This is a genomic window from Streptomyces canus (genome assembly GCF_001514145.1).
Classification (GTDB): Bacteria; Actinomycetota; Actinomycetes; order Streptomycetales; family Streptomycetaceae; genus Streptomyces; species Streptomyces canus.
In genome coordinates, this window is the sequence record NZ_KQ948674.1 from 104,335 (window position 1) to 116,762 (window position 12,428).

16 protein-coding genes are annotated in these 12,428 nt (G+C 69.5%); 5 read left to right on the top strand and 11 right to left on the bottom strand.

What is annotated here, in order from left to right; genetic code table 11:
* Positions 1-5: 5 nt before the first annotated feature.
* The 5 genes from AQJ46_RS55685 to AQJ46_RS42140 form a co-directional block, all read right to left on the bottom strand.
* Positions 6-596, bottom strand: coding sequence for a hypothetical protein (locus AQJ46_RS55685; RefSeq protein ID WP_059210632.1), 591 nt, complete (start codon positions 594-596; stop codon positions 6-8).
* Between the two features lie 71 nt (positions 597-667).
* Positions 668-880: a DUF4314 domain-containing protein gene (locus AQJ46_RS42125; protein WP_059210633.1), complete on the bottom strand. Its 213-nt coding sequence runs from the start codon at positions 878-880 to the stop codon at positions 668-670.
* A gap of 64 nt (positions 881-944) precedes the next feature.
* Positions 945-1,817 carry a FadR/GntR family transcriptional regulator gene (locus AQJ46_RS42130; RefSeq protein WP_159064135.1) on the bottom strand — a complete coding sequence of 291 codons (873 nt, stop codon included), beginning with the start codon at positions 1,815-1,817 and terminating at the stop codon, positions 945-947.
* A gap of 101 nt (positions 1,818-1,918) precedes the next feature.
* The gene (locus tag AQJ46_RS42135) at positions 1,919-2,344 is read right to left on the bottom strand and encodes a hypothetical protein (RefSeq protein ID WP_059210634.1); all 426 of its coding nucleotides are present in this window, start codon (positions 2,342-2,344) and stop codon (positions 1,919-1,921) included.
* A gap of 235 nt (positions 2,345-2,579) precedes the next feature.
* Entirely contained in the window at positions 2,580-3,407 is an 828-nt protein-coding gene (locus AQJ46_RS42140; protein WP_059210635.1) for a hypothetical protein, read from the bottom strand.
* Between the two features lie 451 nt (positions 3,408-3,858).
* On the opposite strand from AQJ46_RS42140, the gene AQJ46_RS42145 reads away from it, so the two are divergent.
* The gene (locus tag AQJ46_RS42145; protein WP_159064136.1) at positions 3,859-4,371 is read left to right on the top strand and encodes a hypothetical protein; all 513 of its coding nucleotides are present in this window, start codon (positions 3,859-3,861) and stop codon (positions 4,369-4,371) included.
* A 220-nt stretch (positions 4,372-4,591) separates the two neighbouring features.
* Here the strand turns inward: AQJ46_RS42145 and AQJ46_RS42150 are convergent, their stop codons facing one another.
* The 4 genes from AQJ46_RS42150 to AQJ46_RS42165 all read right to left on the bottom strand — a co-directional run bounded on the left by AQJ46_RS42150 (position 4,592) and on the right by AQJ46_RS42165 (position 7,263).
* Entirely contained in the window at positions 4,592-5,182 is a 591-nt protein-coding gene (locus tag AQJ46_RS42150; protein WP_059210637.1) for a hypothetical protein, read from the bottom strand.
* 191 nt (positions 5,183-5,373) lie between these two features.
* Positions 5,374-5,976 carry a hypothetical protein gene (locus tag AQJ46_RS42155; RefSeq protein ID WP_059210638.1) on the bottom strand — a complete coding sequence of 201 codons (603 nt, stop codon included), beginning with the start codon at positions 5,974-5,976 and terminating at the stop codon, positions 5,374-5,376.
* Between the two features lie 126 nt (positions 5,977-6,102).
* Positions 6,103-6,687: a hypothetical protein gene (locus tag AQJ46_RS42160; protein ID WP_059210639.1), complete on the bottom strand. Its 585-nt coding sequence runs from the start codon at positions 6,685-6,687 to the stop codon at positions 6,103-6,105.
* Positions 6,688-6,819: 132 nt separating this feature from the next.
* The gene (locus AQJ46_RS42165) at positions 6,820-7,263 is read right to left on the bottom strand and encodes a hypothetical protein (RefSeq protein WP_059210640.1); all 444 of its coding nucleotides are present in this window, start codon (positions 7,261-7,263) and stop codon (positions 6,820-6,822) included.
* A gap of 318 nt (positions 7,264-7,581) precedes the next feature.
* On the opposite strand from AQJ46_RS42165, the gene AQJ46_RS42170 reads away from it, so the two are divergent.
* The gene (locus AQJ46_RS42170) at positions 7,582-8,262 is read left to right on the top strand and encodes a GNAT family N-acetyltransferase (protein WP_079072666.1); all 681 of its coding nucleotides are present in this window, start codon (positions 7,582-7,584) and stop codon (positions 8,260-8,262) included.
* Between the two features lie 96 nt (positions 8,263-8,358).
* On the opposite strand, the gene AQJ46_RS58575 is transcribed toward AQJ46_RS42170, so the two are convergent.
* Entirely contained in the window at positions 8,359-8,493 is a 135-nt protein-coding gene (locus AQJ46_RS58575; protein WP_263972899.1) for a hypothetical protein, read from the bottom strand.
* A 164-nt stretch (positions 8,494-8,657) separates the two neighbouring features.
* Between AQJ46_RS58575 and AQJ46_RS42175 the strand changes: the two genes are divergently transcribed.
* The 3 genes from AQJ46_RS42175 to AQJ46_RS42185 all read left to right on the top strand — a co-directional run bounded on the left by AQJ46_RS42175 (position 8,658) and on the right by AQJ46_RS42185 (position 11,444).
* Entirely contained in the window at positions 8,658-9,944 is a 1,287-nt protein-coding gene (locus AQJ46_RS42175) for a hypothetical protein (protein ID WP_059210642.1), read from the top strand.
* 140 nt (positions 9,945-10,084) lie between these two features.
* On the top strand, positions 10,085-10,543 hold the full coding sequence (locus AQJ46_RS42180) for a hypothetical protein (RefSeq protein ID WP_159064137.1): 459 nt from the start codon (positions 10,085-10,087) through the stop codon (positions 10,541-10,543).
* Positions 10,544-10,652: 109 nt separating this feature from the next.
* The gene (locus AQJ46_RS42185) at positions 10,653-11,444 is read left to right on the top strand and encodes an SAM-dependent methyltransferase (protein ID WP_059210644.1); all 792 of its coding nucleotides are present in this window, start codon (positions 10,653-10,655) and stop codon (positions 11,442-11,444) included.
* Positions 11,445-11,755: 311 nt separating this feature from the next.
* Here the strand turns inward: AQJ46_RS42185 and AQJ46_RS42190 are convergent, their stop codons facing one another.
* Entirely contained in the window at positions 11,756-12,346 is a 591-nt protein-coding gene (locus AQJ46_RS42190; RefSeq protein WP_059210645.1) for a hypothetical protein, read from the bottom strand.
* Positions 12,347-12,428: the final 82 nt, after the last annotated feature.

The following is a 12,428-nucleotide window of genomic DNA, read 5'->3' on the forward strand; positions in this document are numbered from 1 at the left end:
GCCGATCACGCACCACGCTCTCGCAGCCACGAGAGGAATCCGGTCGCGTGGACCTGGTCCAGGGTGACCGCCAGGCCCCGGCTGGGACCATCGAACTCCATGCTGAGGCCGTCGGTGGTGTTCTTCAGTCCGTGCGGGCCGAGCCAGGAGTTCACCAGTTCCAACAGGGCGCCCGACCCCGCGGCGTCGGTGGTGAGAGAGAGCCGCACCGTGAGCCGGTCGGGATCGATATCCATCCTGTCCCGGCAGCCGGGCACCTCGCCCGCCAGGCCGGCCAAGAGTGGCACCAGGTCGGGGAACTGCGCGCCGAAGGCGTCCGCGTTCGCCTGAGCCGTGGCCACACGCTCAAGGTGGCGGACGACGAGCTGCTCGGCGCTGGCCCGCAGCTCTCGGTCGCCGATGTCCGTCAGCCGGTGTACGGGCTGCCGGTCGGCGAGCGCGGAGGGCAGCGGGCCGGGGTGGAACCCGTGTTCGCGCGGGCACTCGTCGGCGTCGCGGAGGGTCAGGCTGGTCAGGTTCAGCGCGGGCGTGAGCGTGAGGGTCCACCCCTCGGGAAGCTCGACGGTCTGCGCGGCGGGGGAAGCGTCACAGGGCATGGGGGCTATTCCTGTTCTCTCGTTCGTGAAGGGCCCGGCCGACCAGGGGAGGGGTACGGCCGGCTGGGCGTTCAGATCAGTCGGATCGCGTCGGCGTCGTCGGCGATGACGAGCATGAGGCGGCGGTGGGCGTGCGGCGCGTCCCAGTCGACGCTGAGCTGCCGCACGAGGGGGTGAGGGTCCCAGCGGGTGACGGTGCCCGTGGCACCCGCCGGGAGGGGATCGTGCTCATCGGCGCAGCGCACGACCTCGATGCGGCCACCCGCGGTGAACTCGGCTTCCATCAGGTCTCCTTCGGGCGGCAAGCGGCGCCGGGACGGCTGCGCCGCGCGCGAGCCGGGGCGGAGGTCAGGGCTCGCGCGGGGCGGGCACGGCGGCCTCTGCCTCGGGGTGGACGGTGAGCAGCTGGCGCATCGCCGTCCCGGCCTCGGCGCCGTGCCCCGCGGCAACCGCCTCGACGATCCGGACGTGGTGCACCACGGACGCGTTGCCGAAGCAGTCGCAGCCGGTGAGGGGCGGGCCGGAGGCCCGGAGCGCGCCGGAGACGATCTCGGCGAGGTGCGTGAGCATCTGGTTGCCCGCGGCGTCGAGGAGCAGCGCGTGGAACTCCGCATCCGCCCGCGAGAAGCCCTCCGCGTCGCCCTGGGCCATGGCCTGGGCCATCGTCACGGCAACGTTGCTGAGCCGCTGGTGGAATTCCTCCTGCCCGTGCTCTGCGGCCAGTCGGGCGGCGAGGGGCTCGATCATCCAGCGCAGTTCGGCCAGCTCGCGACGCTGCTCCTCGCGCTGAGGACTGCTGGCCCGCCACTCGACGACGTCAGGATCGAACAGGCTCCAGTCACTGACCGGACGGACGCGGGTGCCGACATTAGGGCGGGCGCTGACCAGGCCCTTGGCCTCCAGGACCCGCAGCGACTCGCGGACGACCGTGCGGGAGACCTCGAACGCTTCCCCGATGTCCTCCGGAACGAGCGGGCGGTCCGCGCCGATGTCGCCGCAGACGATCATCTGGCCCAGCTGCTGGACGACTTGCCCGTGCAGCCCGCGCCCGCGGCTGCGCGCGGAACGCCGGCCCGGAGAGCCGAAGAGGGAGCCCGCGCCGTCCGGGGCGGGTACACCGGCGTGACGGGCGCCGTGGGTGCCCGAGCCGGTGTCCTGGTCGGCGCCTGCGCTGTCCGAGGGCGCGTCCTGCTGCGGCTGGGCGGTCTGCATGTGCGTCATGAGTGAACTCCTGCGATGTGGGCGCACCGGCGTGCGCCAGGCGAGAGGGGTGCACCTGATCGGTAATCACCAAGTTACCCGATTGAAAAGAAGTAAGCAATTCACTTCTCGTGGTTTCCGTCGTTCGGCGGCGTGGACTGCTCGGCGGGCTCCGGGGGCTCGGTCCCGCTCGGCACGCTCGGCGCGCCGTAGTAGTCCCCGAAGACGGTGACGCCGCCGCGGCCCTCGAGTTGGGCGAGCAGGCCTGCGGCGGCGATCCCGCTGACGAAGTCGTCCGCGGTTCGCACCACCGTGTCCCGGGCCCGCCCGGTCCGCGGGGTGCGATCGCTGAACTGAAGGGCGTCGCCGCGCCCGCCGAGGGAAACGCCGGCCCTCTTGGCCTCGCTCGTCAGCCAGGCGATCGCCTGTGCCCGCGAGTAGCCCCAGCTTTTGAGCTTGTACGCGAGATCCGCGGACCGCAGCGGCACGGCGAAGGAGAGGAGCGTCCGCAACTCCTCGATGACATCGGGTGGTTCGGGCTGGCGCATCACGCACCGCCTTTCCGTGTATCGGACGTATCGGACCGTCCGGCGGGACTGAATTCGAGGCAGGACAAGCTGGGCGCCAGCGGGTCGCGGGGTACGCGGCCTCGCGACAGCGAGCGGCAGCTTCGTGCGGGTCGGGAAGCGACGGGTGCGGGCGCGGCGGCGGGCGAAGCCTGGTGTGCGGCCTTTCGGAGCGGACGCGCCCCGGCAAGCGGCCGGGGCGCGTCCGGGCGGCGGGTCAGATCAGGTGCGGGACGGCAGTGAGCAGCAGGTCCGCGCCGAGGCGGCCGAACTCGGCGGCGACGCGGCGGTTGTCGTCCGGGCAGTCGGCCGGCTCGTCCCCGGCCGAAAGCGCAATGCACCCCTTCGCGTCCCCGAAGCCGCCGAACTCGACCCTCCGGTCGTCGAGCGGGCGGAGCTGAGGGAACCGGTTGCTCAGGTGACGGGTGAAGACGCTCCCGGCACCGTCGGACTGGTGACCCTCGGCCGGGGGCAGCAGGACGGGCAGCGCGTCATACAGGCCGCCCACGGGACCGGCATAGGAGAGGGTGAAGTTCCCGGTGGGGGTGAGGACCCACAAACCCCACCGGGCACCGGTGTGGTCCATCCACACGATGCCGACGCCGTCGCCTCGCGGCACGGGGGCGGGGCGCGCACCGTGGTCGATGAGGGCGAACCCCACCTCGTTCAGCTCTGCCGCCTTGTCGATGATGACCTGATGCCAGCCGTGGGCGTGCACGGTCACGTTGGCGGCCTCTCGCTCCAGACGGGGCAAGACGGAGCCCAGGACGCGCGCGGCAAGCACCGCAGCGGGGTCGGGCCCAGACGCGTCGACGACGATCTCAGGGGTGACGGCGAACAGGTCCTGCCGGTCGGCGAACACCTCGATCACGCCCCCCGACTCGGCGATGACCAGGGCTCGATCCCCGCTGGTGATGCGGGACGTCGCGGCGTTGGGTCGGACGCTGTACGGCGCGGGCGCGACCTGCCATGCCTGGCCCCGGCGCGCGGGGAGCAAAGCGGCGAGCCGGGCGGCGGTTACGGCGTGCGAGACGGCATGAGGCACAGCGAAGTTCCTTCGTTTCGGGGCGGATCCGGCGCGGTGAGCTCCGGCCGATACAGGGGTCGCACGGGTGGTGCTTGCCTCGCGCTCCGGGGGCGATCGTCCGTCCGAGCCCCGGAGCAGAAGAGCCGGCGGCACCGTTCTGCGGGACGGCCGAGCGAGCGCCGTCAGATCATCAAGATACATTGAAATATAGAAGTAAGCAATATTTGAATCATGGTGGTGTACGGAACGGCCGCATGCCGACTGCGGCGCAGCGAGGCCCCGGCGCGGTAAAGTCGCGCCAAGGTGGTGCGCCCGCCTGGTCCGTGCCGTGGATGCCCATGCCATCCGGCGCTCAGGACCGCAAGGACTGCCGAGCCCAGCTCGGCGAAGGTCTCAGACCCAGCGCGAAGTTGACCCGCCGTGTGTTCCCTCACTGATGGCGGCATGGGAGTCAGGAAGCGAAGGAACGATGCCCGAGCGCAATCGTGCCGTACAGCGAGCGGCCCGCAGGATGCGAGACCGGCAGACCGGCGGCACCTACACCGACGCACGCGGCGTGGTCCGTTCCGGAGGCCGACGTTCACCGATCCCGCGCTGCCCCTCGATGCTGTCGACTGGGGTGTGGTCCCGCTACGGACGGTGGATCTTCGGCACGGACGACTGGCAGCGGTGGGCCGTTCGCACTCCGTGTGGCCGTGTCCAGACGCCACGGGACGCGGCTGCCGCCGGCCTCGTCGCGCGCCCGGAGCTCGCCCTCACCCAGTGCCTGCATCACGGCCCCGGTCCGGACAGCACGACGTGCCCGACCGTCGGGTCCCCGGGATCGGCGTACTACTCGGTCTTCTGGTGGCACGCCAAGACGGCCGTGCTCCCGTTCGCCTTCGACGAGCCGTACGTCGTTCACGGGCCGTTGACAGAAGCCGACGACATCGACGTGATCGTGCCCGGCATCACCCGGCCCCTGGCCGACACCGGCACCTGACGCCGAGGGCATCCTTGCGGACAGTGGCTGGTCGGGGTGCGAAAGCGCTGCACCGCCGCACCGGCTCCGCACGCCGCTGTGAGTACGGGGCCCGGTCGAAACGCGGAGCAGTACGCGGCCCGGAGGAGGACCTCCTCCGGGCCGCGTACTGCTCCGCGTTTCGCGCAATCGAGTCGTGTTCCCACCGAACCGCGTCGTCTTTGCTTCTGCGTCAGCTCGCTCAATCTCGAAGCTGCGTTTCGGGGAGGATCTGGATGTGCTTGGTCACCTCATCAAGCGCATCCCTGGCCAAGCCCAGAAACGCCTTCCGCTCGGCTACGAATCTCATGCCGGCCTCGTGCACGTTGTCGCCCCCGTTGGGGTGGCCGTCCGCCGCGACTGCTTCCGCGTACTCCCGAACGTCTTGGACGAGGGAGGACAACTGATCGACGAGGTTGTGGGCTGCTTCCGCGACGGCCTCGGGGCCCTCCAGCACCACCACCAGTCCCGCGCTCTCGGCATCCTTGAACTTCAGCCTGATCGCGGCGCTCCGCGTCTCGTCGAGCGGGACCGGAGCGTGCCCGGCGCGCAACTCACGGAAGAAGGCCTGGTTGTCCCGGTCAGCGTTGCCCAGCGCTTCGAGGAATGAGAGATAGGCAGCCTGTCGGCGTTCACGGCGCCATCGCTGATGCTCGACCCGCAGGTCATTCAGCTGTACCCGCTCCTGTGATCTTTCTCTGCGCCGTTCCGTACGAGCTGCGATGAAGGCGGTGAGGGCGGCCCCCATGACGGTTCCCAGCACGCCCACGGCCGATACCAAGATGGCGGTCATATCTGCGTTCTTCCCTGACGGAGTGCGCACCTACGCCGACATGGGGTCGCCCCACCGGACCGAGTCCACGCCTCTCACTCAATCCATGCCAGGCAGGTCAGCGCCTCATGGACGCCTGCCCTCGTCGAGACGAGGAAGCGTCCGCCAGCTGGCGAAGCGCCGCCCTCATCGAGGTCGGACGACCATCTGGTTCACAACGAGCTCTCCCCGTCGCCCTGCGGGCGGGGATTGCGTTCGAGCCGTTCCTGGAGTTCGACCGCGTAGTCCACGGCGGCGTGGTGCCGGTAGACGGACTCGTAACCTCCGCCGCGTCGGTCCCGCAGGTCCTGCGCGAAGTGTGCCGCGAGTGTCCCGGGCCCGAACGGCGAGGAGACGGCCTCGATGTACTCCAGCAAGTGCGCGAGTGCCTCGAGTTCGCTGGCGCGCACCGGCAGGTCGAAGATCGGATCTGGACCCTGAGCTGCGAGGGAAGCGAGCACACGGCGTTGATAGGCAACGGCCTGAGCCTGGGTGAAGCGCGGTCCGGGCAGATGTGAGGGGGCCTCGGCGGGCGGCACGTGAGGAGCCAGGCGCTTGAGCAGCTCGGGGAAGTCGCGGCCCTCCTGGCGGTAGTACGGGCGCTCTGTGCTGCCGCCCTCGACGTCGGCGAAGGACTGGCCCGGCTCGGCGTAGGGGCCGCAGGCATGCACCGCACGGACGGGGATGCTCTCGGCCAGCAGCTGCTCGGCGACCGCGGTGACGTAGTGCCGGGCGTGGAAGGCGAGTTCCTTCGCCGTGTGGGCATCTGTGGCCATGGAAGGTGCCTCTCGTGTAGGGGATCTCCGTGGTGACAACGGCCGAACCGGGGAGAAGGGCCCGCCCCGCCCTCTCCGGCCCGGTGCCGAGACGCCCGGCCCGCGGCGAGGCCGGCGCGGTGGCAGCTACATGACGCTGACCATGACGGTCTCGCCGGAGGGCAGCCGGCCGCGGGCATCGAGCCCGGCCTCGCCCTCGCGGCACCGCCACAGACCGGTCGTGCCCGCCGCGGCCAGGCGCAGCGTCTCCCCGGGATCGCCGTCGCTCTCCACGACGAGCTGGACGGTCAGTCGTTCCTCGTCGTCCTGCGCCACGAGTTCGCAGACATCGACGCAACGGGTGGACAGTGCCCGGCCCCAGGGCGCCAGCGCGCGCAGCAGCGCCGCAGTCGCCTCCGTGGAGGTGGTACGGCAGGGCCGAGGCCGGCTGATGGTGGGGTGGGTGCCGACCAGAAGGAACCGGGAGCCCGGAAGCTCCGCGCTGAAGGTGTAAGTCGCCGCGGCAGCCCCCAGGTTGGAGTGCGTCGGTGTGGCACCGGTGGCGGCGGCGAGACGGTCGACACTCGCACGCTGATCAGCCAGCGGAACGCCGGGCGTGAACGTGATGCGGACGTCCCGGCCGCCGACGGCGACGTGCAGCGGCTCCAGGGGGCCGGCGCTGTCCAGCAGGCTGGCGGCGGTCTCCAGCAGGTCGGCGAGATCGTGTCGCATGCCCGCAATTGTTCCGGGCCGCCGCTCGCCGCGCCATGCCGTCACGCAACTCCTCACGGAAAGAACTGATTTCACCGTGCGTCGGCCGACAGCCGCGGAGCGGACCGCCATGCCGCGGCAGATGGCCTGGTCTCACGTGTCGTGGAGGGTGAGCAGGACCGGCGGGCGACCGTAGATGCTGCTGAGCGCGTCGACAGCCGCGCGCCCGGTGTCAGTGAGGTCGTCGAGGCCTGCGCTCCAGAACCCGTCGAAGCAGTCGTGCATCGGTGCCTGAGGGGCGAATCCCGGCTTACGCGGCGCCCAGGTCGCTCCCGTCGTGCCGAGCAGGACGAAGGCGAGGAGGTCCTCGGAGCGTTCGGCGATCTCCATGTCGGGGTCGTCCAGATCCGGGAACACCTGGCGCCACGGCTCCTGCGGGCCACAGGGTTCCTCGACGAGTACGGCCTGCACGGACAGACCTGCACAGCACACCACCATCGGTTCGTCGGGGCGCTGCTCGGGCCACACGGCGTAGACGCTGGTTCCGCACGCTCCGTAGCTGTCGAGATGGACCGGCCACGCGATGCATCCAGTCATCGCCGTGCGGTCCATGCGGTGCAAAGGAATGGCAACGCGGGGTGCCGTTGGACCCGGCAGTGACACATTACGCCATCAAAAATAATTAAGAAATCTCTTGAAAGGCTAGATCTCTGGCTCGGCGTATGTGTAAATAGAAGTAAGCAATGCACTTCGGGGTTGGCGGATCTCACGAGCCGCATGTGTGCCCGCTCGGCGACGCAGCGGCCAGCTCGAGCTTCACGAGGTCACCCCACGTCACGGCACCTGCTTCTGGATCCACGGCGGCCGCAGTGAAGCCCAGAGCGCGGCACCCCCCTTTTACGAAGGAACTATGCGATGGCTACTGCACCGTCCCGACGCCCCCGCTTCACTCTCCACGACGCCCGGCGAGCAGACACCCGCGCCTTCATGAACCTGATCGCGATGGCAGATCCCGGCCATCCCGACCCGTTCGGGGAGGCCCGGCAGCTTCTGGCACTCCCGCACCAACCACCCCTGTCCCATCCGGGCCTGAACTTGTGCCTGCTCGCCCGCGACGGCCGCGGGGCACCGGTCGGCGCGCTGCTGGCCGGAGTCCCGCGCTGGGTCCTCGAGCATCCCGGCATCGCCCACGACATCGTCCTGACGGGGACAATGGTGGAGAAGATCGGCATGATCCACGGAGTGGCGGTTCGCCCCGGCCACCGTGGCCGAGGCATCGGCCGAGCCCTCATCGCCCATGCCGAGCAGCGCTTCACCCGCGCCGGATATGACCTGATGACCCTCAACCACGATGGCGACCACGACAGGTACTACACACACCTGGGGTACACCGTCACCGACATGCTGGTGATCAACCTCCCGGTCGGCCTGGTCGCACAGACCACCGACGACACCCGGATGTGCGCCAAGCCCCTCAACCCCCGGGTGAAAGTGACCGACGTACCCGGAGCGCCCGCCCCCATCATCACCGGCGTTCTCCCTGGTACCGACATCCCCAAGCACGCCTGGTTCGACGGCCGGACCCTCCATATGTGACAAGCCCCGCGCACAGTACGGGCTGCCCCAACCAGCCCCGGGCGGCGGCCGGGACGCATCGCCGGTGACACCGGCATCAACGCCCCGGCCGCCCCGTCATGGCGACAGCCACAGGCCCAGGGCAGTCCGCACGAGCTCCCTCACCACGACCGACACCACCCACCCTCCGGCGGTCCTCAGCGCCTCGCGCCGCCATGCCTGGTCACGCCACTTCGCCGTGAACTTCCTCATCGCCAGCCCCTCCTCGAATCCCGGCCCCGCTGACCGGCGTGAACACCACTGATCCCGTTCGGCCCGGGGTTCAGCGACCCCCAGGCCCGCCGAACGGGACGTCGACGCAGGCCACACCTGGTGGAATTGGTGTTCAGCGGAGGTTCAAAGTGAACGGGGGACACATGGACGACCGGCCCGCGGCCGAGCACCTGGCGCGTGCACTGAGGGAGCTCAAGGCGAAGGCCGGCAGCCCGTCGTACGACACGATCGCGGCGTGGGGCCAGCGGCAGAATCCCGCCGTGAACCTGAGCAAGAGCAAACTCAGCCCGTGGTTCAACGGCATCAGCGTGCCCGCCGACGGCCGGCCCTTCACCACGCTCGTGGAGCTGCTCGAGGCCCGAGCCCTGCAGAAGTCCCGCACTCCCAAGCGAGGGGTCCCCGCGTGGCGGACGATGCGGGACGCCGCCGACCAGGAACGCCGCCGGGCCGCGTCAGGCGGCTCCGCCCCGGCACCGGGAGCCATCCCGTCCGCGAGAGGCGCCGCCGAGGCCCCGCCTCCGGCGGCCGGCGACGCCGACAAAGCCGGCCGCCTGCTGCGACTGCTTCCGCCGGACGGCCTCTGGCAGAGCTGGCTACGCAAGGCCGAGACCATGTTCCGGGTCCCGCTGGACGTGAGTAACGCCGTGTGTGACGCCCTGCCCGCCCTGGAGGACGACCAGTTCACGTACGTCGACCCCGAACTCCAGCCCGCCCACGAGGCCATGCTGGCGGGACTGAGGGCACTGTGCTTGGAACTGAACGGCATGACGGACATCTCCGACGAAGGCCCGCAGGTGCTGGAGATCAGCCACCCAGGCACCGCCGTGGAACGCAACGACCTCAACCGCCAGGCGTGCACGGCCCGGGACCGATTCCTGTCCGTCTACTGGCAGTTGGTCAACCTGCTCAACGGCAGAGGCATCGCCAGCCCGAAGGACATCCCGGAATCGCCCCCAGGCCTCGGCTCCGGGCCCCTCGACATCACCGTCGAGCTTCAAGCCGGCTACACGATGGCCCACGGCGGCGTGGCGCTGCTGCCGATCGAGGTCGCCGGCAAGGTGAGCTCCGAGGCCTTCTCCGGGCCGTACTTCTTCGGGGTCCGAGCAGCCAACCGTGGCCCCATCGGCGTCCAGATCGCGACGGTCGGCATCGACATCGACTGCGGCGGCGAAATCCAGCTCCCGTACCTGTTCCCCGCCCTCGGGCCCGACGGCAAGCAACTCGAATTCGACCTGGGCAGCTACGCCGGCGGGCACGCTGTGGCCAACGCCGCCGAGCTCGGCCACAGCTTCCGCATGATCGCCGAGAAAGGCGGGACGCCTCAGCGGGTGCGCGCCTTCGCACGTGCAGGATCCGGCACCCTCTTCCACGGCTCCTGGATCCCGGCGCCCGACCTACTGCCCTTCCTGACAACTGTCTTTACCGAGTAGGTCAGCAGAAGACCGACCTCATCCTCCCAGCGTGGTGGCCGTTCATGCGCGGGCGGGGTGCCTGGGGCCGTACCACTCGATCAGGTGGACCCCACGAACTTCGCTCAGTTCAGGTGGCGCCCCGGCCTATGCTGCATGGCGTGCCTGACCTCAACGAACAGCAGGCGGGGGAGCTGGCCGCGGCCGCCGACGCTGCCGCTGTGCTTCCATCACAGCGCTCCGTCGTTCCCGTGTTGTGCCGAATGGCCGCTGCAGACCCGGTGACCGGTCGGGCGGCTAACACGGCATTGCTGCTGGAGCTCGTGCGTGGCGACGAGGCCGACCTGCGCGCCGCCTTCGAGATCGCCGGCCGGATGCTGGCCGGAGACACCCGGCCGGACGGTCTGGTCGTCTCCGTAGGGAATGCCGCCGACGATCCGATGATGCTGTTGGCGCAAGAGATCATCCAGATGAGCTTGTCCGGCGAGCCGGACCGTGCCTGGGAACACGTCCAACAGACGCCGCTCGCCCGGCGGGCGGCGGTCCTTTCCATCTTGATCGCCTTCCTCAACTACCGCTTCGCCGGGCTCGACCCGCTCGCCCTCGCCGCCGCAGAGTAGAAGCGCTCGTCGACCCGCACCTGCACAGTCGCGGTACAAATCCACCGGGCGCTCGGTGGTTCACACGACTAGGTTATGGAGCGACGTCCGCTCAACTCGGGGAATCTCCATGCCACTTGAACGCCCGGTCATCAACAGCAGCGTGCCGCATTCCGCCCGGATCTGGAACTACTGGCTCGGCGGCAAGGACCACTACGAGATAGACGAGGAGGTCGGCGACCAGATCGCAAGTGCCAATCCCGAGATCCTCGACATCGCCGTGGCACAGCGGGCGTTCCTCGTCCGGGCGGTGGAGTACCTCGTCGGCGAGGCCGGCATCCGGCAGTTCCTGGACGTGGGTACCGGCCTTCCCACCGCGAACAACACCCACGAAGTCGCCCAGCGACTCGTCCCCGAGACCAGGATCGTCTACGTCGATCACGACCCCGTCGTCCTGGCCCACGCCGCGGCGCTGCTCACCAGCACGCCCGAAGGGGCGACGGACTACATTGACGCCGACCTGCGCGACCCCGAGGCCATCCTGGAGCAGGCCGCCAGAACACTGGACTTCACGCAGCCGGTCGCACTGATACTGCTGGGCATCACGGCCCACATCACCGACGACACCGTCTATGACCTCGTCGGCCGACTGTTGAATGCTCTGCCCTCCGGCAGCTACCTCGTGCTGTGCGACGACACCGAGGTCTTCAACCCGCAGCAGATGCGCGAGATGATCGAGCAGTGGAACGCGGCGAGCGACAACCCCCGCATCAACCGCAGCCCGGAGGAACTCGCCCGGTTCTTCGAGGGCCTGGAGCTGCTGGACCCTGGTGTCGTCTCCGTCTCCCAGTGGCGTCCCGTCCAGTCCGGCGAGCCAACTGCCGAGGTCGACGACTTCGGCGCTGTGGCGCGCAAGCCGTAGCGTCAACTTTCTGGCGCCGGCGCGCCGACGTCCAAACTGGGACTTCGAACTGCCCCGCGCGCCACCGTCCGGTTGTTGCCCGGCCGTGTCGTCGTCCTCGCCCGACCAGTGTCCGCTGGTCGGGCCAGAGCACCTCGGCGCGTTCGTGACGGGAGCCGCCGGGGGAGGACCGTCCAGGCGGCGATCTCGGTCAGGGCGGACTACCTCATGCGGGCATGCGACGTTCGCACTATCCGCCACTTGGCATGACACCTTCAATATCTGGTTCTCAGGAGCGTTGCTCGCGGCACACCCTCTGCGGTGCAGTTGTGTCAGCCTCCCAGCATGCGTGCGGCCTTCGCGTGCATCCCGATGGCGACGTTCGCGTAGCGGCGAAGCCCTTGTCTGTAGCAGCGCTTGCAGGGCCTCCGCGGGTCACCCGTCTTCCTGGCCTTGTGCGGGCATCCTGCTTCGACTCTCTGTTTGATGGTTCGGAGGACTTCCTCGTTTCTAGCCGCCTCGGCCGGTGTGTTATCCGCCAGGTCTAGCTCCAGCCGGGCGGCGAGCGCCTCGCCGCCGGGCGACAGGGGTGTTTTCAGCGCCAGTGTTTGCGGGCAGTGCCGGTTGAGGTCGGCTAGGGCCAGGGTGGCGAGCCCGCGGCCGCGGAACCAGTCCTTCACGTAGATCACTTCCACGGCGAGGCGGCCGGTGTCGAACGACAGGAAGCCGGCGTCCTCGCCCTCGCATCGCAGGAGTGCGGTGGAGAGGTACCCGGCTACCGGATTGCCGAAGGCCATCTCGCCGACGCGATCGAACTCGTCGAGGAGGTAGCTGGTGAACATGCTTTCCAGGCTGGTGACGTCGCCCGTCCTGAGGGCGTTGTATCCCTCAAGGATGATGCCCTCCGCAAGTTGGACGGCCACAGGACTTCTCCTCACGAGCAGGGTCTATAGAAGTGCGTCGGTGGCCGCGCCATGCGGCGGCACGGCTCGGGGCGGGCGCTCC